The sequence below is a fragment of the Nostoc sp. genome (genome assembly GCF_054880495.1).
Genome location: NZ_JBTYKD010000099.1, coordinates 1 through 24255 on the forward strand (window position 1 = coordinate 1; position 24255 = coordinate 24255).

A 24255-nucleotide genomic window follows, 5' to 3' on the forward strand; every position below is an offset into this window, starting at 1 on the left:
ATCTTGCCCGCCCATAGCCAAAGGCGGGCAAGATGCCCACCCCACAATAAGTCCTGTGAGTATTTTTTTATTTCAAAGTTCCTAAGAGTGTCCTGTTCATTCAACTACCTCATTCACAGGGAATCGATCAATCAATTGCATCGCCCGATAGGCATTGCGTTGGAAAGAGTCTGGCAAATGGGGAACGTGGGGTATTTGGGATAATAAATCCAACGTCCGCCGTAAAATTCTCACCACATCGCCTTCATCTAAAGTGGTGTTTTCGCAGAGTTCTGTCCACTCCATTCCTAACGCCCATTGTTCCACGATCGCAATTAACTCAAACTCCAACCATATAGGCAACGCTACATTATAGCGCCGTTGTAATTGGAACATTTGGCGGCGAATTCCCTGCAATTTTTTCAAGGCTTCTGCCACTTCATTACTCAGTTCAAAGTTAACCTTACTATCTGGACGGGGCGTTTCCATTACTAAAGCTGCTGCTGCTGCTGCTAAATGCTGCGGATCTAAGTTACCCAATTCACCACTAGCGAATACTAAACCTAGCCACAATTCATTTTCACCTCGAATGGCGGCAGCGATTCGCCCTAATACTGTGGGGACTAAGTTATCCAAACCCCCAAAGTGTTGCAGAATTGAGATTAAATTCAGAAACTCTTCCCAATGACGTTGTGAGTGTTGCTCTACTTGCCCTTGTAACTGTTCAAGTTCGGCTTCTAGTTCCACATAGCGGGCGCGGCGCTTAAAAAGCGTTGCCGCATTGCCTGATTCATGTAGGGGATGAGCTTCTAATTGTTCTTGGACGGCGGTAAGCCGACTAAGTTGTTCTGCTACTTCTGGTGCCAGATTCAAAGATTCTAGCGGATCAGGAATACGTGCTGCGATCCCAAATGTTTCTTCATTGCCACGGCGCGACTGTCCTGGTTTCAAAGGCATCTCTGGCGGTGGTAGTACATCAGGCGGCACCTCAACTCGCGGCAGTTCGGCATACAAATCGACTACATCCCCTGTCGTTGCCACATACCAGCGATTATCATGTCCCAAGCATACCAAGTAAGGAGCTTGACCAGAACCAGGCGATTTTTCCACTAATACTGCGGTGACAGGTGAAGACACTGTGATGTTTTTGCCTTTGAGACTCAACAGAGTTCCTGACACTGCAAAGCCCAACATCATCACTAATTCTTCTTGTCGGTCTGAGAGCGCTTGCTCTTGCAGGGTTTTGAATATCTGGCGTTCCACTTTCAGGCGTTGCCGCAATTTCTCATAAACAGCCAGTTCATTTTCATCAACTGCGGCGATTTGCTCCTGAAGTTGAGCTAATTGTGTTTGTAGTTCGGCAATCTCATCATATTCTGGTCTTAAATGCAAGGTTGCCATATACTGCCCAAAGCTGCGCTCTATCAGTTCTCTAGTCTGCTCTAGGGTGTGGGTTTGCAGCAAATTGAGTACCATGCCATAACTGGGCGTAAACTGGCTTACTAGGGGGTCTGGCTTGGATGTGCCCAAATACGCCGCTTCTTTGGCTCCTTCAAAGGGAGTTTGGACTGTCACCACATGACCTTGTTTATCCATCCCCCGGCGGCCGGCTCGTCCCGCCATTTGCAAAAATTCGGAAGCGTTCAATAGGCGGTGTCCATTGTCAGTCCGCTTGGAAAGGGTGGAAATCACCGTTGTCCGGGCGGGCATATTAATTCCTGCCGCCAGTGTCTCGGTAGCAAATACTACTTTAATCAGCCCTTGCTGAAATAGTTCTTCAACCAGGGCTTTCCAGGCTGGCAAAATCCCGGCGTGGTGGGCTGCAATTCCCCGGTACAGGGGTGCAATTTGTCCAGCACGCCCCGCATCAGGATTGCGGGCTAAAAAGTCATCAATCTGTTCTCGTAAAATTTGGGACTCTTCACTATTTACCAGCCATAAATCACCCACTTCCGCCACCGCTTTATCACATCCCCGGCGGCTGAAGATAAAGTAAATCGCTGGTAGCATATCCCGTTGCTCTAACTGGCTCAAAGTATAAATGATCCCAGGAGCTTCAGGTCTACCACTTCTCCCCCTCTCCCTTTCTGGCCCTCTCGCCTTTTTCTTCTGAAGGCGGGGATTAATTTTGGTTTTGCTATCATTCAGTAGGGGAAATAACCCTTTGGGATTGCAAAAGTGAAATTCCAAGGGGACTGGACGGAAATCGGAGTAAATCAGGTCAGTTGGGCCGTGAACACGATTTAGCCAATCGGTGAGTTGATCGCTGTTGGCAACGGTTGCGGAAAGGGCTGCCAGTTGCACTTCACGCGGACAATAGATGATTGATTCTTCCCAAACTGTCCCCCGTTGGCGATCGTTCATGTAGTGGCACTCATCAAGGATTACGGCTTCCACGTCTACTAATGAGATGCCGATTTGCCCGATGGGTGTACCATAGAGCATATTTCGGAAAATTTCGGTAGTCATCACCAAAATCGGTGCATCCCGGTGAATGGAAGCATCTCCAGTTAACAGTCCTACTTGATCAAAACCGAATTTTTCTCGAAAGTCACGTAATTTTTGATTTGACAGCGCCTTCAGGGGAGTCGTGTAAAATACACGTTTTCCTCGTGCTAAGGCGCGATAAATGGCGTATTCCCCAACTAATGTTTTGCCCGAACCTGTGGGGGCACATACCACTACAGAGCGTCCGGCGTTTAGGGACGCGATCGCTTCTTTTTGAAACTGATCCAGTTCAAAGGGAAATATAGATCCTAAGTCAAGTTCTGGAGACGGCGCAGGATAATTCACTCAATTACATTTGCAACCAGATTTTTTACTATATTAACGAGTCTTTTGTCAACTTCGTCATTAGTCATTAGTCTTTTGCAAATGACCAATGACTCTTTATTTATTTTCCCAGTTCTTGCGATCGCTCTGTGGCAGCTTTTACTGCTTCAATTAAAGCTGAACGAAATCCTGCCTGTTCTAGCTTGGCAATCCCCGCAATCGTTGTACCACCGGGACTGGTAACGCGATCTTTAAGTTCTGCTGGGTGCAATTTCGTTTCCTGCAACAGTTTCGCTGTTCCCAATACGGTTTGCAAGGCTAGTTGATTAGCAATTACTCTAGGTAAACCTGCGGCAACTCCGCCATCAGCAAGTGCTTCTACTAACAGCGCCACGTAAGCAGGTCCGCTACCAGATAGCCCTGTGACTGCATCCATCAGTGCTTCTGATACTTCCACAACTTCGCCCACAGCTGAAAAAACTTGCTGTGCTATTTTGTGGTGCTTGGGGCTGGTGTAGGCACCTGAACAAATCGCGGTAATTCCGGCTCCCACGGTTGCTGGGGTGTTGGGCATTGCTCTAATAACTGGCAATCGCACAAATGCAGCTTCTAGCTGACTTAAAGGTACACCCGCCATAATGGAAATGATTAGGGGTGAGTGTTCTGTATTAATAATATCAATATCTGCTAGTTCTTGAGCGATCGCGCTAAACACCTGCGGTTTCACTGCCAAAAATACAACCTCTTTTGCTTGAGTGAAAACCTGGATATTATCTGTCGTCACCGCAACATCGTATTGCTGTTTTAAAAAATCTAGGCGTGAAGATAGCGGTTCGCTAACTATGACTTCTGATGATTGATAAATTCCACGCGCGATCAGCCGGGATAAGAGCGCTTCTCCCATTACCCCACCACCAATTAAACCAAATTTTATAGTCATTAGTCATTAGTCATTGCTTATTAGTCATTGGTCATTTGTCATTATTCTCAAAACCCAGGACAAAGGACTAACAACTAATTTCACTTTATTGTAAATTAAAGGCTTTAAAACCCCTTCTCCCAAAGCGAGCCACTGCGTTGGGTATTTTTTCCCGTTATCGCAAGTGGCGTGAGAGACAAACGCCACTTGCTACATGTAGCTTTAGTTTCAGACGGGGATTTAAACCCCGACTGAAACTCTTTTTTCTACCAGACGCTGCACTTCGGCAAGGTGACACAGTGAGCCCTTCGGCAGGCTCAGGGTAAGACCTGTCGAACTGCTTAGTGACCACGCGAACAATTTTGAATGCCTAAATTTTGAATTTTGAATTGTTATTGTGCCATCCGGTTAGTTTCGTTGCCCCAGGTTTGATTTGAAGGACCTGTAGGACGAGAGGGACGTGCTGGCGGTTGTGGTACTTCATAAAGAACGCCACCTTGAGTGCTAACTTGCACACAGCTTGGCGTAAACAAAAAGATGCTCTCACCAATGCGCTCTTGATGTCCATCTAGTGCGTAAGTACCACCTGCGACAAAATCTACTGCTCGTTGAGCTTGATCTGGGTCCATGATTGTCAGATTTAATACTACTGACTTACGTTCTCGCAATGCTTGAATTGCCTGAGGCATTTCTTCAAAAGTGCGTGGTTCGAGTACTAAAACTTCCGAAATTCCGTTACTTGCTCCTGGCATACCAATCACATTCCCCATTGGCTTTGAACCTGCTGTTATATCATCTTCCATTGTAGGCACTGGTTCCCGCCAGCGTCGGTTTTGAGCGGCTGTGCTTTCTTGTGCTGCTGGTTGGGGATTTTCTTGTTGATACAGATTTTGGTAATTCTTATCTGTTTCTGGTTCTTCTTCGTAATACTCGTATTCCACTTGCTCATTTAGACCCACAAAGTCTCTGAGTTTGGAAAAGATATTGTTCATTGTGTGTGTACTCTCCTGATGCGAATAGCCTGTATTGACTTGGCTTAAGATTAATTGAGCTAGGAGCGATCGCTACATCGGTGGATACTTCAGCAAATCTATTGCTATTTGTAGCCTCTACTACGGGTTTAGGCGATGAACTGACACTTATTAGAAAGGTCTGTGCATCGCCTAAACATCATAAGGGGTAAAAATTATATCCTAAGGTTTGTCCGAAGGAAAGTTGTTTATACCCCATTTTCCCTTGGCGATTACTCTTGTCAATACTATATCCTTTGTTTCCAATTGCACCAGTCTCTGACAAAATTCTTGTGCTACTTAAATTACCCAATCTTGTGAGGTGGTCCGGAAAGCCATTGGTGTCAACTTCAGCAAAAATCTGCTTTGAGAAGGCGTTTTGCCCTCATCCCCTAACCCCAAATCCCAACTTGGGATTCGGGGAACTAGAGAATTTGCTCCCCTCTCCCAAAATTGGGAGAGGGGCTGTTCTTGTGAGGGTCAAACCTCGAAAGCATGCCTTGCCTAACTTCTACGTTAAGTTGACACCAATGCAAAGACGCCCACCCCACAATCAGTAGTTGAGTATTTTTTGTCAGTCCCTAAGAGCGATCGCCAAACAATATGGTTCCTAATCGTACCATCGTCGCCCCTGCTTGCACTGCCAGTTCGTAGTCGCCTGACATACCCATAGACAGGTGCTGCATTTTAATCTGCGGCCAGTTTTGCTCCTGAATTTCTTTTGCCAGATCACGATTGAGATTAAACACACTTAAAATTTCGGAATCATTTAATCCTGAAGGCGGAATTGTCATCAAACCTTGAATTTGTAAATTTTTGTATTGATTGAGCGTGGGTAAATCAGCCAACAATTCTGGTACACTCCAACCAGACTTGTTGCGATCGGGGAGAATTTTCACTTGCAGGCAAACCTGGGGACTCACTCCTAGCTGTTGCGCCAATTCATCTAAGCGCTGTGCCAGCTTCAAATTATCCACGGAGTGAATCCAAGGGAATTGTTCGATGGCTTTTTTGGCTTTATTGCTTTGCAAATGTCCAATAAAGTGCCAGGTGATATCCGGTAAGTCTTGCAACTTTGCTTGTTTGCTGGCGGCTTCTTGGATACGACTCTCCCCAAAATCACGAATTCCTGCGGAGTATGCAGACCGAATGGCCTGGGCAGAAACTTGCTTGCTAACAGCAATCAATCGGACTGAAGTTGGCAGTGAGGAGCGGATGGAAACAATACGTTCATAAATCGAACTGCTCATTGGAAGGTGCGTTGGAAAACACTCTGAAGCTGATCGTACTCCTGAGATTGTCCACTGCGCCGCAGGGTACGTAAGCGATTTTCCAACATCATTCTAGCCTCAGTACGTCCTAGAGACTGGAATTTAACACCTTTAATGTCATTTGCGACCAAAAAAAATAACCGCTGGGCATAAAGTGTGGTAAACAAATCCTGGTTCTCATCAACCATAGAGATTTTGTAGAGTAAACCCCAAGTTGGATGGTTTATGTAAGTTTCTGGGTTTTCTGAATTCATTTAATAGTCAAGGTGGGAGTATGTATATTTTTTCGCAGTGAATTCTAAACATTCAGACGATAATAACTTTCTTTCGCCAGAATATTTGCTTAAAATTCAAAACTGCGGTTACGAAGACCTTGATCTAGTTCCTAATGAGCAGGTAAAGCTAGTGGTAGTGAAGCGAAATGGTACAATAGAAGCCGCCAAGCGTAGATTCCGAGAGTAGAGGCTGGTAGATAAACATCACCATCTGCTTTGGTGACTTCAATTTATCAATCTGTAGGGAGAAGCCACAAAATACTTCTGATCCTCTTGTCCAAAGTTCGGCGTGGCCAGGAAAAACACCCTTTGAAGTTCCCAACGGCAACAGCGAACTTTTCAACTTCTTTCCATATTGCCACAAATGTCGCCCAATGGCGAAAAATCGTAACAGGGGAGTGGGGAGTCAAGACAGGAAAGAAAATTATTCTCTATTGATGATTATCTCTTTGCGTCTTTTTCTGTCTGTGCGTCCTCTTCCTCAAGATTAATTTGAGGGGTTTGGAATAATGCTACAAACCGCCCCAACAATGAATTTACATTTCACCAAATAATAGTAGTGGTACGTAGTCAAAAATGCTTTTTTGGTATCGTATATCTTCTATACGTGATTAATGATGTGTATCTAACAGAAGTTCTAGTCGCTATCAGCCTTGTTCAATGTTAGTACACTAAGTTTCCAGTACCGCGCAACTGACGCAAAGAATTTATACATAATGGGCAGTCGCATCCAAATAACTGAATTGCACGATCGCTTTCCGCATCAGTAAAGTTCAACGTGGCAACATTCTGATTTGATACTGATGTGACAATGGTTGAAGAACGTGTAGAGGTATACGGATGTTTTCTCTCTGAATCTCGAATGCACACAAAATCTTTTGCACCATGTGGGTTAGTGATACAGGTACGACCGTCTTGTGTGTGCATTAATCGCTGTGTAATGTTAGTAGTACTAGCATGGGCAGGATGAAATACTGCCAAGGTAGACATCATAGACACAAAAATTGAGGAAGTGGAAAGCAAATTCAGGATAATTTTTTTGTTCATAAATTCCTTGAGAAAATTGTCTACTAGCTTAGGGTATTCGATTCACTTTCAAACTTCAAGTGAATTTTTACTGAGAATAGCTAGTTTGACACTTGCTTATCCAAGAAAGTTCCATATCTACACAGTTTGATTGATCGGAGATTAAATGGGTATAAATAAACATAATACCCAGAACCGCGACTTTTCGCCATGTCCTGAGCGTTTTATTGTGATCTACTTACCTGGTTAAAGTCTGCGTAGACGCAGCGCTGCACAGAGAAGTTGGAGTGGTAACTGTAGATAAACATTCTAACTATGACTCAAAAACAGCCAGCTTGAAATAGTTTGCAATAACAGCCAAGCATTTAAACTCCCGATAACAATTGCTACTAACCAGGATAAAATCTGCAACCACCAAGGATTGACAAATTCACCCATTAAGGATTTGTTACTTGTAAACATCACCAACGGGACTACGGCAAATGATAGCTGTAAACTTAAAAGAACTTGGCTGAAAATTAGTAAGCCGCCTGTACTTTTTTCTCCCAAAAGCGTAATTGAAATTAATGCTGGGATAATCGCAATTAATCTAGTTGATAACCTACGTAACCAAGGTTTCAGACGCAGATTCAAAAAGCCTTCCATGACAATTTGTCCTGCTAAGGTGGCGGTAAGAGTTGAACTTTGCCCGGAAGCAAGTAACGCTAAACCAAAAATTGCGCTGGCGGCATTCACACCCAATAAGGGAGAAAGCAATTTATAAGCATCTTGAATTTCTGCAACATCCTGATAACCAGAAAAATGAAATGTGGCAGCAGCAATAATCAAAATTGCTGAGTTGATCAACAAGGCGAAACATAAAGCAACTGTGGAATCGATTGTACTAAACTTAATAGCTTCCCATTTTTTTTCAGATGTTGATTCCCAATCGCGTGTTTGCACGATTGATGAGTGCAGATATAAGTTATGCGGCATGACTGTTGCCCCCAAAATGCCAATAGCAATGTAGAGCATTTCTGGGTTCTGCACAATTTCTATTTTGGGAACATATCCTAATAAAACTCCTCCCAAATCAGGATGCGAAAAGATAATTTCTGCTGCAAAGCAGATACCTACAGTTGCTACCAACAAGATTACCAAAGCTTCTGTATAGCGAAAGCCTTTATTTTGTAGCAGTAACAATACAAATACATCTAGGGCTGTTATACACACGCCCCAACTCAGGGGAATGCCAAAAAGTAGTTGCAGCGCGATCGCACTTCCCAAAACTTCCGCTAAGTCACAAGCAGCGATCGCTATCTCACAAAGTACCCATAACCCAATGTTGACACGCGGGCTGAAGTGATCTCGACAAGCCTGTGCTAAATCTTGCCCTGTTCCCACTCCCAACCGCACACACAACGATTGCATTAAAATCGCCATCAAGTTGGAAAGGATAATCACCGTTAGCAACGCATAACCAAATTTAGCCCCACCAGCTAAGTCAGTCGCCCAGTTACCAGGGTCGATATATCCTACAGATACAAGATATCCTGGCCCTCCATAAGCCAGCATCTTGCGCCAAATGCTTTTAGTGTTAGGAATCCTAATGCTGCGGTGAACTTCAGGTAGGCTAGGCTTCCTGTCTGGGTTTTCTGGAAAGGGCATTTGTTTACACTCTCAATTTTTCATAATTCTGTCATAATTTCTGAAAAAACTGACCAGAATAGCCACTTTTATAAGGTTATAAATCTTGATATTCACTAGATATTAGTAGAAAGATTCAACAATAAACCTAAATTTTATATTGAGAGAGATTCTCGTTCTTAAATTGTTAACTTGTAAAAACTTCTTTTTTAAATTACATTTGAAAACAGGCTCATACATTAAGTAACTTACTAGGAGCACCATAAAAAATGAAGCAAAAAGTACATTCAGAATCTTCAGGTTGTTCCAACTGTGGCCATAATCATGATGAGAATCATAACCATGATCATAATCATGAACAGGGTGGAGAATTCAATCTCAAAAATGAAGTATTGCCCTTGGTAATGATTTTAAGTTTATATGCGCCTGGTGTAATTTTTGAAAATCAATTACACAATACATTCTATTCAATAGGTGAATATCTACTTTTCATCCCCGCCTATTTATTAAGTGGATGGAGCGTTTTAAAAACTGCTGGGCGCAATATATTCAGAGGCAGAGTATTTGATGAAACATTTTTGATGGCAGTAGCGACACTAGGGGCGATCGCAATTCATAAATTACCCGAAGCTGTCGGAGTCATGTTATTTTATAAAATTGGAGAATTGTTTCAAGATATAGCCGTCAGTCGTTCTCGTAGTTCCATCAAAGCCTTATTGGAAGTCCGTCCCGACTATGCGAATATCCAAATAGAGGGAGAACTTAAGAAAGTATCGCCAGAAACGGTAAATATTGGGGATATTATTATTGTAAAACCGGGAGAAAAGATTCCCTTAGATGGCGAAATTATAGATGGTAATTCGCAAGTTGATACATCTGCATTAACTGGAGAATCTGTGCCGCGAACTGTGAGGCTGGGAGAGACAGTTTTGGCTGGGATGATTAATAAGATGGGTGTGATCAGCATTAGAGTAACAAAACTTTTTAATGAATCTTCCATTGCTAAGATTTTAGATTTGGTACAAAATGCCAAAAGTAAAAAAGCAGAAACAGAAAAGTTTATTACTAAATTTGCCCGATATTATACACCAATCGTAGTTTTTACATCTCTAGCAGTTGCACTATTACCTCCTTTATTCATTTCGGGTGCAACTTCTTCAGAATGGGTTTATCGCGCCCTAATTTTGTTAGTTATTTCCTGTCCGTGTGGACTGGTTATCAGTATTCCATTGGGTTACTTTGGAGGTGTGGGAGGTGCAGCTAGACGTGGTATTTTGGTTAAAGGTTCTACTTTTTTAGATACTTTAAATGCAGTCAATACAGTTGTTTTTGATAAAACTGGAACGTTAACAAAAGGGGTATTTAAAGTAGGAAAAATAGTACCATTAAATGGCTGGAATGAACAAGAATTATTGCAATTAGCTGCCAAGGTAGAATCGCATTCAAATCATCCCATCGCTCAATCTATCCGCAAGGCTTATGGGGGAAAAATTGATGAATTTGAGGTGAGAGATTATGAAGAGATCGCAGGTTATGGAATTAGAGCCAAGGTTGAAAATAGAGTAGTGATAGCGGGAAGCGATCGCCTATTACATAGAGAGAAAATTCCTCATGATAATTGCCCGTTAGAAGGAACAGTTATTCATCTAGCAGTGGATAATATTTATGCTGGGTATATTGTCATTGCTGATGAACTCAAAGAAGATGCCAGACAGGCTATTCAAGCACTCAAGAGAATGGGTGTAGAAAAAACAGTAATGTTGACAGGAGATAATCAAGCGATCGCTTACCGGATTGCTCAACAGCTAGGCATAGATAGCTATGAAGCAGAGTTATTACCTGAAGAAAAAGTTAATGCCATTGAGAAATTAATCAGCACCGCCGGCAAGCATGGTAGAGTTGCCTTTGTTGGGGATGGTATTAATGATGCGCCAGTGATTGCTAGAGCAGATGTTGGTATGGCAATGGGTGGGTTAGGCTCAGATGCAGCGATAGAAAGTGCGGATATTGTGATCATGACAGATGCACCATCAAAAGTGGCAGAAGCAATCCAAATCGCTAGGAAAACCCGTAAAATTGTTTGGCAAAATATTGGTTTTGCTTTAACAATTAAAGGTGTATTTATTGGGTTGGGTATTTTAGGGATAGCGACAATGTGGGAAGCTGTCTTTGCTGATGTCGGAGTAGCAATGCTTGCAATTTTAAACGCAACTAGAGCGATGAAATAAAATTTTTTAAGTCGGTAATCTGTAATTGGGAAATTGTAGGAGTTAAACTATGAGTACTTCTCACTCATATATATTCTGCTACCCAATAATAGAACCTATGAATTCATCAATCAAAGGTATTGCTACAGCTACTTTAGGTTTACTGCTAAACTATTCAGCAAACCCAGCCTTTGCACTACCCCAGAAAATCAATCATCCAGTTACCGTTACTAAATCGCAAGCATTAACAGACACATTAATTGTTCCTGGGGAACGAGTGGGGCCGATAACACGCACAACCACCAAGCAGGATTTAGTCAAGCTGTTTGGTGCATCCCATCTCGTTGATAAAACTATCTCTGGTGCTGAAGGAATGGGTAATTTTGCAGCTACTCAGTTAAACTTAAATCAGGGGCGATCTTTACTCGTAGTTTGGAGTGATAATACTCGTACTAAACCTTTAGATGTGCGTAACCTGGGTTCAGCTTGGAAAACCCGCGAAGGTATTGGAATGAGAACACCTTTGAGTGAATTACGTAAGAAATTAGGTGATTTTAAACTTTATGGATTGGCGTGGGACTACGGCGGTACTATTTTGTTAGATAATAGCCGATTATCCAGCTATTATGGCAAAATCATCTTACGAGTAGATGCTGCTGATAATGCTGGTGAGAAATATCCCAATGATTATCGAGCAGTGTCTGGGGATGCTACTTTTTCCTCTAGCAATCCCCACTGGAAACCTCTGGGAATTAGGCTAACAGAAATTATCGTTGTACTGAATCCAAGTGAGTAGTGGTAAGCTGCTAAATACAGCAGATTGCTCGTTTAGACGCAGGAAGACTTATAGAGTGTAAAAGGCGATCGCATCTTTAGATTAGATTGAAATTCGACAAGCTACTGATCAAGAAGTAGTTGCAATGCTTCAAAATGAACCAAGACTTAATTTAGGTAAATATACAGTTATTTAGCGGATGTAAATCAGGGTTTTTTCACCCAGACAACAACGAAAACAGAGATATTCAGTTAATTGGTATTGGTTTATACTATTTCAAATTTTTGTAGTCGTTATACTCATGACTTAGGTTCTACCTGGGAATTAGGAAGTGGCTTTGCCACTTCTTTTTATTGATAGGGTAGCTCAGTAAAAAACAAATTAAAAGTTAAAAGTAATTTTGTTGAAATTTTAACCTTTATTAATTGTTATACCATTTCACAAAATATCTGCTATATATACATTGGTAGGGGCGTATAAAGGTACGTCCCTAGAGGCGATTCATTTGTTGCAAAGATTGTTGACAATAGTAAGCTGAAAAACATCTAATTTGCATAAACGAATTAAACATAACTCTTGTGGGGTAGGCCGGAAAGCCCGCCCTAATTATGCAAGTTAAATGTGGAACAGCTTATGATCTCCTCTTTGTTTAATTGACCAAGTAGTTTGACAGAATTATGGTCATATAGACATGATATTATTAGTCATTACTCATTGTATCTTGCCATCTCTCACGTTTGGGCTTGCTCTCCACATCGCGCGATCGCACTTCTTGCCAAGTCCCCCACATTAGGGATTGCTGTTTTTCAACATGGTTAATAAACTGCATGATTGGCTGATCTACTTTGATGGGAGTTTTCAAATCAAACTGAATTGTTTGGAGAACCTTGATGTCACCCATGAAAAAGAACTTACCTGCAATCTTGGTCAGCCATAACACAATTCGATTGCATAACCAACCAAAAATTCCTTTACGTTTCTTAGTGATCAACAAGATTTGACCTTCAGCTTTTCCCCCTTCGTGGAGGCGAACTGCTAACATCGTGTGGACATGGAAGAAATCGGGGCCAAGTGTCGCAATGCTAATGCTACCGTACCAATAGCAAATACTGTAAGTTATGGCATTTTTGTAGAAAAGACGGATGAGTTTAATGAAAGAGGAATTGTCTTTGATGGGTGTAGTGTTAGTGAAAATAATCGCATTCTCGTTCAGTTCCTGTCTTTCAAAAATAATTTCTATTGGCAGTTTGTGAACTGTATTGAGGTGTTGAGCATCGATGGGGTTAATCATCACCACGTTGGGGTGACAGTTCATCACGAAGTGAGAATGGATGGCGACATCACACTCTTTTTGTTCTAACTCTGGAACAAAAGGTAGAGGTTGTTGTGGTATTTCTCCAGTCCAAACCCAAATCATCCCGTACTTTTCAGCAGTAGGCCAAGTTTGTAAATTTAGGGAAAGTGGCACATCTAAACATGGGATATCAATACACATCCCTTCAGCATCAAACTTCCAGTGGTGGAAAAAACAACGTAGTGCATTACCCTCAACTTTGCCTTCAGCAAGGTGAGCGCCCATGTGTGGACAGTAGGCATCAAAGGTAACTACTCTTTTGTCTTTACCACGGTAAATCACTAATTCTCTACCCAAAATCGTGACAGGTTTTACTTCACCCACCCGCAGATTTTGAGAGGGTATTACCCAATACCATCCCTCAATAAAACGCTCTGGATTATTAAAGTTTTTAGGTTTACGGGTTGAGCTAAAAGTCTGCGAGTTGAGATTCATTTTTATGGTTTCACTTGAAGTGAAGCAGTTGATCTAGAAGTAACATGGGAACTTTAAAAAAACAGTTACTTTCAGTACCATGAGAAAGAGTTACCCAATAAATGGATAAAATTAATCAGGTAAATTGTTGGGGAAATATTTTTAGGAATGTTAAAATTATGACATTCAAATATCAGCTAAACTAAGCTGGTGTCCATTCAGCATAAATATTTGAAAAATGAAAACTTAGTAAAATCTCTAATTAGATAAAAACTTCAAGTACTTATGCCAATATTTTGCTAAACTCTCAAACGACTTAATAATTAATAAAATATGTCATAATAATTACAAGAGTTGGGAAAATCTACCGTGTTAACTCAAGATAAAAAATTGCTTTTAATTGGTCAGGTAACAGATTTAAGCGGAATCCCCATCAGGACAATTCGTTATTACGAAAGTTTAGGCTTAATCAATTCATCAAGACGAACAGAGGGAGGCTTTCGGCAATTTTCATTGAATGTGCTAACTCGTCTAGCATTCATTAAAAGGGCACAAAATCTTGGTCTTAGCCTAGAAGAGATTAGAAATATTCTTCAGGTTTATGACCAAGGACAGGCTCCCTGTGGTGAAATCAAAGAGAAGCTCGAAGATAAGGTTTTGCAAATTGATCAACAAATTGATCAGTTGTTAACTTTACGCTCTGAAATACAGGGATTACTTTCAGGATGGAAGAATATCAGCGATCACCATAAGGATACGATTTGTCCGATCATTCAAAATAAGACTTACAGTAGGAGTTAAAAGTAAAATAGGCTGGTGGTGAATTGAGGGTTGAAATTTAAACGCATAGGCGCTTCGCCTTCCCGCAGGGTAGGAGCGCAGAGGGACGCAGAGAATTCGCTAGGAATTTTGGTTCCCCATTTAGGATTCAGGACTTTTATAGAGAAGAAACCACCACAACTCTAGTCCAATTAAGGTTAAACCACCGATCGCAACACCAACTTTTAAGCCAAAAGGTTGCTCAATATGATTAAATTGGCTGGTTTGTTCTGATGAGTGGGCTGGCATTTCTGCTAATGCCAGGCCTGATGTTACAGTGAGAAGCACTAAAGCTGTAAGGCTTCCCCAAAGCATTTTTTTACTGAACATTTCCTAAATTAACCTGCAATTATGAGATAGCTTTTGGTTGAAAGTTACGCAATCTTAGAGCATTGCTAACAACAGAAAGCGAAGAAAGAGCCATCGCAGCCCCGGCGATAATTGGATTAAGTAACCAACCAAAGATGGGGAACAGAATTCCAGCCGCAATGGGAATACCAATGACGTTGTAAATAAACGCAAAGAAAAGATTTTGCCTAATGTTATTGATGGTGGCGCGACTAAGTTGAATTGCTGTGACAATTCCTTGCAAATCTCCAGAAATTAGGGTAATATCGCTAGCTGCGATCGCTACATCTGTTCCCGTACCAATAGCAATTCCCACATCAGCTTGTGCTAGGGCTGGGGCATCATTTATGCCATCACCTACCATTGCAACAATTTTAGATTTTGAATTTGGGATTTTGGATTTGGGAAATTTCTCTATCTCCCCTTGCAAAGATTGGATAATCGCCGCCTTTTGATCTGGACGGACTTCGGCAAAGATTCGCTGGATGCCAACTTGTCTTGCGATCGCTTCGGCAGTTTTACGATTGTCTCCGGTCAACATTACTACTTCTAAACCTAACTTCTGTAATGCTTTCACTACTGCTGTTGATGAAGGTTTGAGGGCATCGGCAATACTCATTATTCCTTGGAGTTCGCCATCTACAGCAATCAAAATGACTGTTTTACCAGCAGTTTCCCATGTATCTTTATACTGCTGAAGACTCATGGTGTTAATTCCAAGTTCTGTTAACCAGCGTTGTGTACCAATTTGCACAAGCTGATTTAAAACAACTGCTTGCACACCACTACCTACATTAGCCACGAAGTTCTTTGCATCTATTAAACTCACCTCTTGAGACTGGGCATATTTCACCACAGCTTCCGCTAAAGGATGCTCAGAATTTCGTTCTACCGTTGCTGCTAACTGTAAAAGCTTGATTTCATTACCATTAGCTGTGCCGTTGATAGTCACAAAGTCTATAACTGTCGGTTTCCCCTGAGTCAAAGTGCCGGTTTTATCTAAAACGATGGTTTTAATTTTGTGTGCTAGTTCTAAGCTATCCGCACCCTTAATCAAAATGCCATTTTCTGCACCTTTGCCCGTCCCCACCATTACAGATGTCGGGGTAGCTAAACCCAAAGCACAAGGACAAGCGATAATCAGTACACCTACCATTGTCGTTGTTGCTAGGGTGAGGTTGCCTGTGAAATTAAACCAAATCACAAAAGTGGCGATCGCGATCGCAATCACAGCTGGTACAAACCATCCTGTAACCTGATCTGCCAAGCGCTGAATTGGTGCTTTAGAACCTTGGGCTTGTTGTACTAATTTGACGATTTGAGCCAAAAACGTATCATTTCCGACTCGTGTCACCCGAAACTGAAATGCACCCGCACCGTTAATCGTCGCTCCAATTACTTCATCTCCTGGCTGCTTTTTGACTGGCAAACTTTCACCCGTCACCATCGCTTCATCTACCGTTGAAGCACCTGTAATCACTTCTCCATCTACGGGAATCTTCTCACCAGGACGCACTAAAATCACATCGTTGATTCTCACTTCGGCGATCGGAACATCAATTTCCTTATCATCACGGATTACCCTGGCATCTCTAGCTTGCATTCCAATGAGTTTGCAGATAGCTTCAGAAGTTTGTCCCCTAGCGCGATTTTCCAACAACCGCCCCAGCAAAATTAAGGTAATGACAATCGCGGCAACTTCATAATAAACATGAGGAGTCAAGCCCTGAGCAATAAAAAAGTTCGGGAAAACCGTGACAAACAAAGAATATAGATACGCTGCACTTGTGCCCAAAGCAATCAGCGTGTCCATTGTCGCCGTATGGCGCTTGAGGGATTTCCAGCCATTCCGGTAAAAAGATCCACCACACCAAAATACAACGGGAGTTGTCAGCACTAACTGTACCCAAGGATTTTGCAGGAAACTTGGAATCAAGGGTAAATTTAGCCCAGTCATCATGGGCAACGATCCCAAAAATAGGAAAATGCTAATTACACCTCCCACCACTACCTTGAGAGAGAGTTTGCGTTGTAATGCTTGCCTACTCGCAATCTCTGCATCATCTTCTTCGGAGAGTATTTCTTTTCGGAGTGAGTCAGAAGAGTATCCCGCAGATGCGATCGCAGTTTGGATTTTCTCTAAATTGGCTAGAGAGCGATCGTACTTGACGGTAGCTTGTTCTACTCCAAAGTTAACGTTGCAGTCAATTACCCCGCGAACAGAGCGAATCGCCTTTTCGATGTTAGTGGCGCAAGCGGCACAACTCATGCCTCGAAGTTTGAGTGTGAGAGTATCCATAACTAGATGAATCCCTGTAATTGGTGTGGCAGGATCATTAAAGGTTAAGCAACTGGATAGCCAGCAGCAGCTAACGCTTCCTTAATTGCTGTTTCTGATGCTTGAGTTTCTACACTGACAAGCTTGGTTGTTGGATCAGCCTGAATGCTAGCATTGGCATCGACTGCCTGAAGTGCTTTGGTGATGGTGCTTGCACAAGCAGAACAAGCCATGTTGGGAACTGTGAGTTGGAGGGTCATAGATTTACGGGATAAAGTGGAAAAGCTAGCCAAACCAAACTGGATGACTCAAGAAATTTCTGGTTGAGAGTCGCCTTGAATTCATCCTAGACTCTCTAGCCGGCTGGAGAGTCTAGAGATTTTTAAAAGTTTTTAGCTAAACTTCAAATTTCTTTACAAGTTTGGTTTGCCTGAGTAACCGTTGCCTATTAAAAATACAACGTACTACAAAACACTTATCATCGGATGCAAGTGTGTGTTATGGACCCTAGTATTGACCCTACGGTGTATACACAAGTCTCTCTTGATGCAATTTATGGTTTATCGAATAGCCCAAAGAAACCTCACCCTGGTTCTGCTACGCTTTCACCTGTCCCTCTCCTTACTAAGGAGAGGGACTAATTAGTAAGGACTCTTTGAGGTTTTGTTTTGGCTAATTCGATGACTACAACGCTTCTTTTGGGCATACTAAGCACAGATTACTTTGATTATGTTGTCAAGACGGAATCCTGTTTTGACAAAAATTTGAATAGCTCAGGAAGATAATATGATTATTCGAGTTTACTGGCCACAACGGGATTATCGTAACAAGACTGAATTTATTGATTCATTTTGGGTAGAAGCAACTTATGAGGAGGCTGAAAAAGCAATCTTCCCTTTCCTCACACCTGAAGTAATCAAGAAATCTAAAACCCATGCAGAAAAGGGAGAAAGTATTGCATCGCAGATAGGTAATCCACTACGCCCCTACTGTTTTCTTGTAGCTCAAGATTTAAGCACTATTGATCCATTTGATGTACATTATCCATTTCATCAGATGTGGAATGGTTATTCACCATTTAGGGAGCTTGCAGAATTTCACATCAATACAGTAGAAGAATTAACAAGTTTTATGTCTTTGAGTGAACCTATCAGGTTTTATCACCTAAACAAGCCTTATGGCTTTTTTTCAAACTTTGCTCCCTATGCAATTTATCTTAAGGGAAAAATCTGGCCTACCTCAGAACACTATTTCCAAGCGCAGAAGTTTGTTGATACTCCTCATGAAGAAGAAATTCGTCAAGCTCAGACACCACGAGAAGCTGCACAGATAGGGCGAGATCGCACTAGACCTTTACGTGCTGACTGGGAAGTAGTTAAAGATGATGTCATGCGTGAAGCGTTAGGAGCCAAGTTTACTCAACATCCTGATTTGAAAGAAAAGTTACTGGCGACAGGAAATGCAGAAATTGTTGAACATACAAGTAACGATAATTATTGGGGAGATGGCGGTGACGGTAGCGGAAAAAATATGTTGGGTAAGTTATTAATGGAAACTCGTGAACGCATTCGTAATGAGTTATTTAATAATGTTGAGGATATTTCCATTTATAAGCAGGAATCCAACCAGACCACGGGTGATCGCAAATTCCGGCGTTCTTAATAAAAGCGCGTTCAATTCTCAATGATGGGGATAGGTAATCGCCACATAAATTTTGTAGCTCAAAATTGAAGGATTAATTTAACTGGTTGAGTTGGGCATTTTAACTATAGGGTTTATCTTTTTGCTCAATCATGTCAAACAGTAAATTTACACTAGCTACAGCCAAAATTTTACGTAGTCTCTATGAAGTTTCTGCACTAAACTCAAAAGGACAGTTCTGTAATGGGTGGGAATATCGTTGTAAAAACCTTGTAAGTGAACTCGCTTATTTTACTGAAATAGAAGATAAAGTTCATTTTGTTTGTTATTTACGTGAAGCTAAAACTTTTTGTAAATTTTCTGAAGCGGCTTGGTCTATTGTACAAGGACAACCTGATAATACATATCTTCGGGAAAATAAAGGAGCTACTCACGGTGAACATATAGTGCCGATATCGCTTGTGCAGCGCATAGCTTTCAAAATGTTGTCAGAGGGTGCTAGTGATGAAAAGATTGCCAATATGTTAAGCAACTTAGTTGAAATAGTTTTCATTACTAAAAATGAAAAACCACTTCTTGATTTAAGCATTCGTAGTGGAGGTTATGGACTCAAAATAGCTATGCCGCCAGAATGGAATCAAGATGTATTTAATCATGATTGGAGCAAAGCAAATCGTTATGCAAGGCTTGAAATTGCTGGAATTAAACTTGCACAAGCAACTATCAATAATTCTTTAAATTCCAACTTTACCCCTATTTCCTAAATCAATTCTGATATTGAATCGCTCATCTGCTTTTGCAAGCGCTGGCGGGCTAAGGGTAAGGCTATAATTTGCCGCCTACTTGGGAGAACATTGGATATCACTCCACTTTTGAGCTTTGTGAGCATAGCAGTCCAGCAGAAAAATCTGTGGTGAAGGAGAACAACTTAAGTGTTTTTAGGTAGTTGCACAGTGAATAGACTACCTTTACCTACTTCAGAAGCAACCTGGATAGTTCCGGCGTGCCCTTCTACAATCCGGTGGGATAGATGTAGTCCTAAGCCACTACCTGAGCGTTTATTTCTGCCTTGGCGAAATCGCTCGAAAATTGTTGCCTGATCTTCTGGCGCAATCCCATATCCTGTATCTTGGATCTCAATTGTTACCGAATCTGGATTTCCTGGATGAGATGATGTTTCCAAAATGCGGACTGTTATACCACCTGTATCTGTAAATTTGATGGCATTTGCGATCAAGTTGTTTAGCACTCGCCGTAGTTCCAAGCGATCGCCCATAATAATCCCAGCATTTTTACTTAGTGGTTCTAATTCACTGGTATCTATTTCTAGAGTCAACCCTTTTTCATTAGTTAGAGGACTCAGTTCGCTGACTACTTCTTCAGATATCTCACGTAAATCACATACTTCCCAATTCAACGTTTTTTTACCTGCCTCGAAGCGATAGACTTCTAGGAGGGTGTTTACCATGTCCATCAAATTTTGGTTACTGCGAATCATGACTGCGATCGCCTGTTTCATTTCGGGCGAAATTTTGCAGAATGTTTCCATCTCAAACAAATTTAACATGCGATCAGAGGCTACTAAGGGAGTTCGCAAATCATGAGTCAGACGAGAAACAAAGTCTTCGCGTTGGCGGGCCATTTTTTGTTGTTCGTCTAGACTGTGCTTGAGACGCAACAGCGATCGCACTCTTGCCAGTAGTTCATCAGTATCAAATGGTTTACGAATAAAATCGTCAGCCCCAGCATCCAAACCTTCGACAACGCTGGATTCATGAAAGGCAGTAATCAGCAGAATTGGAATATAAGAGATTGCAGGGTTCTTCCGAATCCGCCGGGTGACTTCATAACCATCTATTCCTGGCATCATCACATCTAACAGAATCAGATCCGGTGGAGATTGTTCAATTTTCTGCAAAGCCTTTATTCCATCTGAAGCCAAATCAATTTTATACCCCTCACTTTCTAAAATTGCTTCAACCAAAATGAGATTATCTTGAATATCGTCAACTGCCAGGATACGAAAAATTTTATTATCTTCAACTACAGACATGATTTATCAACTTTTATCAGTTTTTTTTTGGAACTAATTTATAGTTTAAATTTAGGATATCCTATTGATGCTTTACTGGCTTGGGAAGATGACTGATGCGAATTTCTTAACAGAGCAAAAAACCTCCTCCCCATCTAACTCTAAACCTGGAATCTGGGCTGCTCCAGTCGATGATGTGATTTGACGTGGCAATTCAATTTTAAACATTGAACCGAACCCCAATTTACTCTCAAGAAATATTTTGCCGCCCATCATTCGTACCAGCGAATCTATAATTGCCAAACCCAGACCTGTACCTGGATATTTGCGAGTGATACTTTGATCGACTTGCCGAAATGCTTCAAAAATACATTTAAAATCTCTCGATGCTATGCCAATACCTGTATCCTGAACAATAATTGCCACTCGATTTTCAGGTAGTTCCTTAACCTCAACCCAAATTTCACCAGACTCGGTGAACTTAATGGCGTTGGAGAGCAGGTTAATGAAAATCTGTTTGACACGAGCGGGATCATTAAATATCAAAGTATTTTGTAAATCGCTTTGCATTAACAATGAGAGATTTTTGGCATCAGCTAGGGAACGCATTTCACCTATAGCGAGATTTATTACCTTTGATACATCAAATATCTCCGCCTTGAAGTTTAATCGCCCTGCTTGCAGCCTGGAAAAATCGAGAACTTCATTGAGTAGCATTAGCAAATGCTTCCCATTATTCAAAATGCGCTCAAGCATGTCTGCTTGTTGGTGCGTTAGTTGACCTAACTTAGGACGCAGCAGTATTTGCGAAAAACCAATAATCGCATTCATCGGCGTTCTGAGTTCATGAGTTATACTTGCCAAAAAATCTGATTTTAGCTGTGATGCCTCCAATAGCTTGGAGTTTTGCATTTGAATCTCTTGCTGTTGTCTCTCCAATTCTTGGTTCTTACGAATTAGTTGTTCATGACTTTCTCTGAGCTGCTGATTTGCCAAAGCTGCCTGCATTTCAGCCCGATAAACCCGGATGGCACTCCGCAAAACCTGGGATAATGTTTCTGGGGATATCCTAGACTTAGAGAGATAGTCTGTAGCACCAGCTTTGATTAATTGGACAGCAATTTGTTCATCTCCTTGACCAGTTATAACTACTAAAGGAACTTTAATTTCTGAAAAACGTAGTTGTTGAATCAAGGTTAATCCATCCTCATCTACTAAGCGATAGTTGAGGAAAACACAATCATAGGCACTAGCGCTTAAGGCAGAAAACGCATCATTCCCATCGCCTACTTCAGACAGTTCCATTTGAACACCTGCTTTAGTCAGGGCACAACGGACTGCCATCCGGTCTACTTCGTCATCTCCTACAACTAAAATTTTCAGCGTCTCTTGCATCAGTTTTTATTTTCGCCACCAAACATAGGTTGATGTATAACATTTCTCTTTTGAGATTATCTAATTAAATAATATAATATTTTCGGACATCTAAAATCTGTAACTTGATTGACTAAGGCATTTTGCACAATATCCAATACTTGTTGAGCGTCGCCATCATTTCCATAAAGTTAGGGAAGGTTAAAGGCAAATTCAGTCTGTTGTATCCTCAATCTGGTTAATTTACCAGACTATTGAAATTCAACCTTTAGCAAATGACCAATGGCTTTCAAAAAATTAGCAATTAACAAACCGAAAACTATTTATCTGAAGACAGCAAACAAAGCTGATATAAAGTAAAATAAAATACTTTACTAAGCTTAAAATCAATTCTAAATGAGTTAGCAAGCGACCGTCGTCAGTCATTGGTGAGAGTTACATACCATTATCGTGTACCATATTGAGCAGTTTTACCCATCAGATTGGTTAGACCAAGCAAATAACAAAGTATTGCCTATACCTATTTGTGAATCTGAAGTAATCTTACCTCCTGAAATGTTGACAATTTTCTTAACGATCGCCAGACCTGTGTTAGTATTTCTATGATGATCCTTATTGTGAATTTTAGGAATAATACCAACTGCTTCCAACCTTCTGGCATTTGAGCAATCTTCCCTACAAGGGTTGAGCGAAAATTCCCAGACTCTCCGCTAAAAGGAGAAAAGTCTCCACGTTCGGGGAAAGGTCAGACCAACAAGCTTCCCACAAAGGACAACGAATTACTTTGCTGCTGCCGATTCCAGCAAATTTTAAGGCCGTCTGATTCTCTTCCATGAAGATTTCTATTGGCTTCATCAATCTGATGAATCCAAAGGTTTGATTAAAAATCCCTTGAAACCATTGTTCACTTTCTGGTAAAACAACTTTGACTTTTTGTAATTTGTCCATTTTTGTAAGTTTTATACAAGAATTAACTAATGGAACATCCCAACTCAAAGCTGAATTCTAAGCAAGGGGGAACAATTTGGCATTCGTTTCAATATTTCATACTTTTTGTGCAAGTATCCATATATCTTCAGCTAGATTTATCCTCTATCGAAGTATAAAAATCGGGTATTTATTATTTCTCTCGGTGGATGCAGAGTTTTTTAAACATCATCTATCTTTAGTATGGGAAAATAATAGATAGCACTTACAGAAGGTAATACATTGAAAGACGCAAACAGCGTAAAAGTGAGTGTAGCGATGAATGAAATTAGCATTATTTTAATTGAAGATCATGACTTAACGCGAATGGGGCTACGAGCGGCATTACAGTCTCACAGCGCATTGAAAGTAATTGGCGAAGCCTCAAATGCTACCCAAGGATTAAAACTTTTAGAAACGGCAAAGCCAGATGTAGCTGTTGTAGATATCGGCTTGCCTGACATGGATGGTATCGAACTGACCCGTAAATTCAAACGCTACCAAGTTGAAACTGGGCAATCGACTACAAAGATTCTGATCCTGACAATGGATCACACAGAGGATGCTGTACTTGCAGCCTTCGCGGCGGGTGCTGATTCTTATTACATGAAAGAAACAAGTATCAGTAAATTAACGGAGGCGATCCAAGCAACTCACGCCGGTAACTCTTGGATTGATCCGGCAATTGCCAACGTGGTATTGCGGAAGATGCGCCAAGGTATTCCTGGAGAAAGTCAAAGTTCTGACAAGCCGAAGACTGTAAAAATTGAGGCGCTGGCGACAGAATACGAGCAAGTTTTGGAAACATACCCCCTCACTCAACGGGAATTGGAAATCCTAGAGTTAATTGTAGCTGGGTGTAGCAATGGGCAAATTGCCGAGAAACTCTACATTACAGTTGGTACTGTGAAGACTCATGTTCGCAATATTCTAAATAAACTGTGTGCCGATGACCGTACTCAAGCTGCTGTGAGGGCGCTGCGTTCTGGGTTGGTGGCGTGAGGGAGTGAGGGAGTGAGGGAGATGAGGGAGAAAAATTAATAACCAATGCCCAATACTTCTCTTCTTAGGCTGCGCCAACGACTTCTCTACGAGACGCTACGCGAACGCTACTTCTCTTCTTAGGCTGCGCCAACGACGCCGCTCAGTACAAGTCAGTACAAGTGCCC

Annotated in this window: 20 protein-coding genes and 1 pseudogene; 7 read left to right on the top strand and 14 right to left on the bottom strand. The window is 41.5% G+C overall.

Annotated features, from left to right (window positions below; translation table 11 throughout):
- Nucleotides 1-96: 96 nt before the first annotated feature.
- The 5 genes from ACYTXL_RS11335 to pipX form a co-directional block, all read right to left on the bottom strand.
- Nucleotides 97-2772: a DEAD/DEAH box helicase gene (locus tag ACYTXL_RS11335; protein WP_461924830.1), complete on the bottom strand. Its 2676-nt coding sequence runs from the start codon at nucleotides 2770-2772 to the stop codon at nucleotides 97-99.
- A 100-nt stretch (nucleotides 2773-2872) separates the two neighbouring features.
- Complete coding sequence (gene proC / locus ACYTXL_RS11340; protein ID WP_461924831.1) at nucleotides 2873-3691, bottom strand: pyrroline-5-carboxylate reductase; 819 nt, start codon at nucleotides 3689-3691, stop codon at nucleotides 2873-2875.
- 371 nt (nucleotides 3692-4062) lie between these two features.
- Nucleotides 4063-4662, bottom strand: a complete 600-nt coding sequence (locus tag ACYTXL_RS11345; protein ID WP_335236613.1) for a cell division protein SepF — start codon at nucleotides 4660-4662, stop codon at nucleotides 4063-4065.
- Between the two features lie 599 nt (nucleotides 4663-5261).
- On the bottom strand, nucleotides 5262-5930 hold the full coding sequence (locus ACYTXL_RS11350) for a YggS family pyridoxal phosphate-dependent enzyme (RefSeq protein ID WP_461924832.1): 669 nt from the start codon (nucleotides 5928-5930) through the stop codon (nucleotides 5262-5264).
- Entirely contained in the window at nucleotides 5927-6205 is a 279-nt protein-coding gene (pipX, locus tag ACYTXL_RS11355; RefSeq protein WP_292791690.1) for a transcriptional coactivator PipX, read from the bottom strand. Before pipX ends, ACYTXL_RS11350 begins: the two co-directional genes overlap by 4 nt.
- A 37-nt stretch (nucleotides 6206-6242) precedes the next feature.
- On the opposite strand from pipX, the gene ACYTXL_RS11360 reads away from it, so the two are divergent.
- Nucleotides 6243-6413 carry a hypothetical protein gene (locus tag ACYTXL_RS11360; protein WP_461924833.1) on the top strand — a complete coding sequence of 57 codons (171 nt, stop codon included), beginning with the start codon at nucleotides 6243-6245 and terminating at the stop codon, nucleotides 6411-6413.
- A gap of 476 nt (nucleotides 6414-6889) precedes the next feature.
- Here ACYTXL_RS11360 and ACYTXL_RS11365 read toward each other — a convergent pair whose 3' ends face one another.
- Together ACYTXL_RS11365 and ACYTXL_RS11370 are read right to left on the bottom strand one after the other, a co-directional pair.
- Complete coding sequence (locus tag ACYTXL_RS11365; RefSeq protein WP_461924834.1) at nucleotides 6890-7273, bottom strand: hypothetical protein; 384 nt, start codon at nucleotides 7271-7273, stop codon at nucleotides 6890-6892.
- Nucleotides 7274-7561: 288 nt separating this feature from the next.
- Nucleotides 7562-8899: an Nramp family divalent metal transporter gene (locus ACYTXL_RS11370; protein WP_461924835.1), complete on the bottom strand. Its 1338-nt coding sequence runs from the start codon at nucleotides 8897-8899 to the stop codon at nucleotides 7562-7564.
- A gap of 248 nt (nucleotides 8900-9147) precedes the next feature.
- On the opposite strand from ACYTXL_RS11370, the gene ACYTXL_RS11375 reads away from it, so the two are divergent.
- A complete protein-coding gene (locus ACYTXL_RS11375; RefSeq protein ID WP_461924836.1) occupies nucleotides 9148-11106 on the top strand; it encodes a heavy metal translocating P-type ATPase in 1959 nt (652 codons plus the stop codon).
- Nucleotides 11107-11203: 97 nt separating this feature from the next.
- Entirely contained in the window at nucleotides 11204-11881 is a 678-nt protein-coding gene (locus ACYTXL_RS11380; protein WP_461924837.1) for a hypothetical protein, read from the top strand.
- A 679-nt stretch (nucleotides 11882-12560) separates the two neighbouring features.
- Here ACYTXL_RS11380 and ACYTXL_RS11385 read toward each other — a convergent pair.
- Nucleotides 12561-13649 carry an aromatic ring-hydroxylating dioxygenase subunit alpha gene (locus tag ACYTXL_RS11385; protein ID WP_461924838.1) on the bottom strand — a complete coding sequence of 363 codons (1089 nt, stop codon included), beginning with the start codon at nucleotides 13647-13649 and terminating at the stop codon, nucleotides 12561-12563.
- Nucleotides 13650-13997: 348 nt separating this feature from the next.
- On the opposite strand from ACYTXL_RS11385, the gene ACYTXL_RS11390 reads away from it, so the two are divergent.
- Complete coding sequence (locus tag ACYTXL_RS11390) at nucleotides 13998-14429, top strand: heavy metal-responsive transcriptional regulator (RefSeq protein ID WP_461924839.1); 432 nt, start codon at nucleotides 13998-14000, stop codon at nucleotides 14427-14429.
- A 120-nt stretch (nucleotides 14430-14549) separates the two neighbouring features.
- Here ACYTXL_RS11390 and ACYTXL_RS11395 read toward each other — a convergent pair whose 3' ends face one another.
- The 3 genes from ACYTXL_RS11395 to ACYTXL_RS11405 are packed head-to-tail and all read right to left on the bottom strand — an operon-like array spanning nucleotide 14550 to nucleotide 17333.
- The gene (locus ACYTXL_RS11395) at nucleotides 14550-14777 is read right to left on the bottom strand and encodes a hypothetical protein (protein WP_461924840.1); all 228 of its coding nucleotides are present in this window, start codon (nucleotides 14775-14777) and stop codon (nucleotides 14550-14552) included.
- A gap of 19 nt (nucleotides 14778-14796) precedes the next feature.
- Nucleotides 14797-17094, bottom strand: a complete 2298-nt coding sequence (locus tag ACYTXL_RS11400) for a heavy metal translocating P-type ATPase (RefSeq protein ID WP_461924841.1) — start codon at nucleotides 17092-17094, stop codon at nucleotides 14797-14799.
- Between the two features lie 44 nt (nucleotides 17095-17138).
- Entirely contained in the window at nucleotides 17139-17333 is a 195-nt protein-coding gene (locus tag ACYTXL_RS11405; RefSeq protein WP_335226795.1) for a heavy-metal-associated domain-containing protein, read from the bottom strand.
- A 526-nt stretch (nucleotides 17334-17859) separates the two neighbouring features.
- On the opposite strand from ACYTXL_RS11405, the gene ACYTXL_RS11410 reads away from it, so the two are divergent.
- Nucleotides 17860-18735 (top strand): NADAR family protein, encoded by an 876-nt coding sequence (locus ACYTXL_RS11410; RefSeq protein WP_461924842.1) that lies wholly within the window; start codon nucleotides 17860-17862, stop codon nucleotides 18733-18735.
- A gap of 131 nt (nucleotides 18736-18866) precedes the next feature.
- The gene (locus ACYTXL_RS11415) at nucleotides 18867-19478 is read left to right on the top strand and encodes a hypothetical protein (RefSeq protein ID WP_461924843.1); all 612 of its coding nucleotides are present in this window, start codon (nucleotides 18867-18869) and stop codon (nucleotides 19476-19478) included.
- A 164-nt stretch (nucleotides 19479-19642) separates the two neighbouring features.
- Here ACYTXL_RS11415 and ACYTXL_RS11420 read toward each other — a convergent pair whose 3' ends face one another.
- The 3 genes and pseudogenes from ACYTXL_RS11420 to ACYTXL_RS11430 form a co-directional block, all read right to left on the bottom strand.
- Nucleotides 19643-20767 carry a hybrid sensor histidine kinase/response regulator gene (locus ACYTXL_RS11420; RefSeq protein ID WP_461924844.1) on the bottom strand — a complete coding sequence of 375 codons (1125 nt, stop codon included), beginning with the start codon at nucleotides 20765-20767 and terminating at the stop codon, nucleotides 19643-19645.
- A gap of 38 nt (nucleotides 20768-20805) precedes the next feature.
- Nucleotides 20806-22141 (bottom strand): annotated as a pseudogene (locus ACYTXL_RS11425) (sensor histidine kinase).
- 654 nt (nucleotides 22142-22795) lie between these two features.
- Nucleotides 22796-23068 (bottom strand): hypothetical protein, encoded by a 273-nt coding sequence (locus ACYTXL_RS11430; protein ID WP_461924845.1) that lies wholly within the window; start codon nucleotides 23066-23068, stop codon nucleotides 22796-22798.
- Between the two features lie 297 nt (nucleotides 23069-23365).
- Between ACYTXL_RS11430 and ACYTXL_RS11435 the strand changes: the two genes are divergently transcribed.
- On the top strand, nucleotides 23366-24088 hold the full coding sequence (locus tag ACYTXL_RS11435; RefSeq protein WP_461924846.1) for a response regulator: 723 nt from the start codon (nucleotides 23366-23368) through the stop codon (nucleotides 24086-24088).
- Nucleotides 24089-24255 lie beyond the last annotated feature (167 nt).

What these genes read in the sequence shown, in the direction of transcription:
- pipX (WP_292791690.1), bottom strand. Translation starts at nt 6,205, where the DNA reads ATGAATTCAGAAAACCCAGAAACTTACATAAACCATCCAACTTGGGGT.
- ACYTXL_RS11430 (WP_461924845.1), bottom strand. Translation starts at nt 23,068, where the DNA reads ATGGACAAATTACAAAAAGTCAAAGTTGTTTTACCAGAAAGTGAACAA.
- ACYTXL_RS11400 (WP_461924841.1), bottom strand. Translation starts at nt 17,094, where the DNA reads ATGGATACTCTCACACTCAAACTTCGAGGCATGAGTTGTGCCGCTTGC.
- ACYTXL_RS11415 (WP_461924843.1), top strand. Translation starts at nt 18,867, where the DNA reads ATGTCAAACAGTAAATTTACACTAGCTACAGCCAAAATTTTACGTAGT.
- ACYTXL_RS11395 (WP_461924840.1), bottom strand. Translation starts at nt 14,777, where the DNA reads ATGTTCAGTAAAAAAATGCTTTGGGGAAGCCTTACAGCTTTAGTGCTT.
- ACYTXL_RS11370 (WP_461924835.1), bottom strand. Translation starts at nt 8,899, where the DNA reads ATGCCCTTTCCAGAAAACCCAGACAGGAAGCCTAGCCTACCTGAAGTT.
- ACYTXL_RS11410 (WP_461924842.1), top strand. Translation starts at nt 17,860, where the DNA reads ATGATTATTCGAGTTTACTGGCCACAACGGGATTATCGTAACAAGACT.
- ACYTXL_RS11405 (WP_335226795.1), bottom strand. Translation starts at nt 17,333, where the DNA reads ATGACCCTCCAACTCACAGTTCCCAACATGGCTTGTTCTGCTTGTGCA.
- ACYTXL_RS11345 (WP_335236613.1), bottom strand. Translation starts at nt 4,662, where the DNA reads ATGAACAATATCTTTTCCAAACTCAGAGACTTTGTGGGTCTAAATGAG.
- ACYTXL_RS11375 (WP_461924836.1), top strand. Translation starts at nt 9,148, where the DNA reads ATGAAGCAAAAAGTACATTCAGAATCTTCAGGTTGTTCCAACTGTGGC.
- ACYTXL_RS11365 (WP_461924834.1), bottom strand. Translation starts at nt 7,273, where the DNA reads ATGAACAAAAAAATTATCCTGAATTTGCTTTCCACTTCCTCAATTTTT.
- ACYTXL_RS11385 (WP_461924838.1), bottom strand. Translation starts at nt 13,649, where the DNA reads ATGAATCTCAACTCGCAGACTTTTAGCTCAACCCGTAAACCTAAAAAC.
- ACYTXL_RS11380 (WP_461924837.1), top strand. Translation starts at nt 11,204, where the DNA reads ATGAATTCATCAATCAAAGGTATTGCTACAGCTACTTTAGGTTTACTG.
- ACYTXL_RS11435 (WP_461924846.1), top strand. Translation starts at nt 23,366, where the DNA reads ATGAATGAAATTAGCATTATTTTAATTGAAGATCATGACTTAACGCGA.
- ACYTXL_RS11350 (WP_461924832.1), bottom strand. Translation starts at nt 5,930, where the DNA reads ATGAGCAGTTCGATTTATGAACGTATTGTTTCCATCCGCTCCTCACTG.
- ACYTXL_RS11420 (WP_461924844.1), bottom strand. Translation starts at nt 20,767, where the DNA reads ATGTCTGTAGTTGAAGATAATAAAATTTTTCGTATCCTGGCAGTTGAC.
- proC (WP_461924831.1), bottom strand. Translation starts at nt 3,691, where the DNA reads ATGACTATAAAATTTGGTTTAATTGGTGGTGGGGTAATGGGAGAAGCG.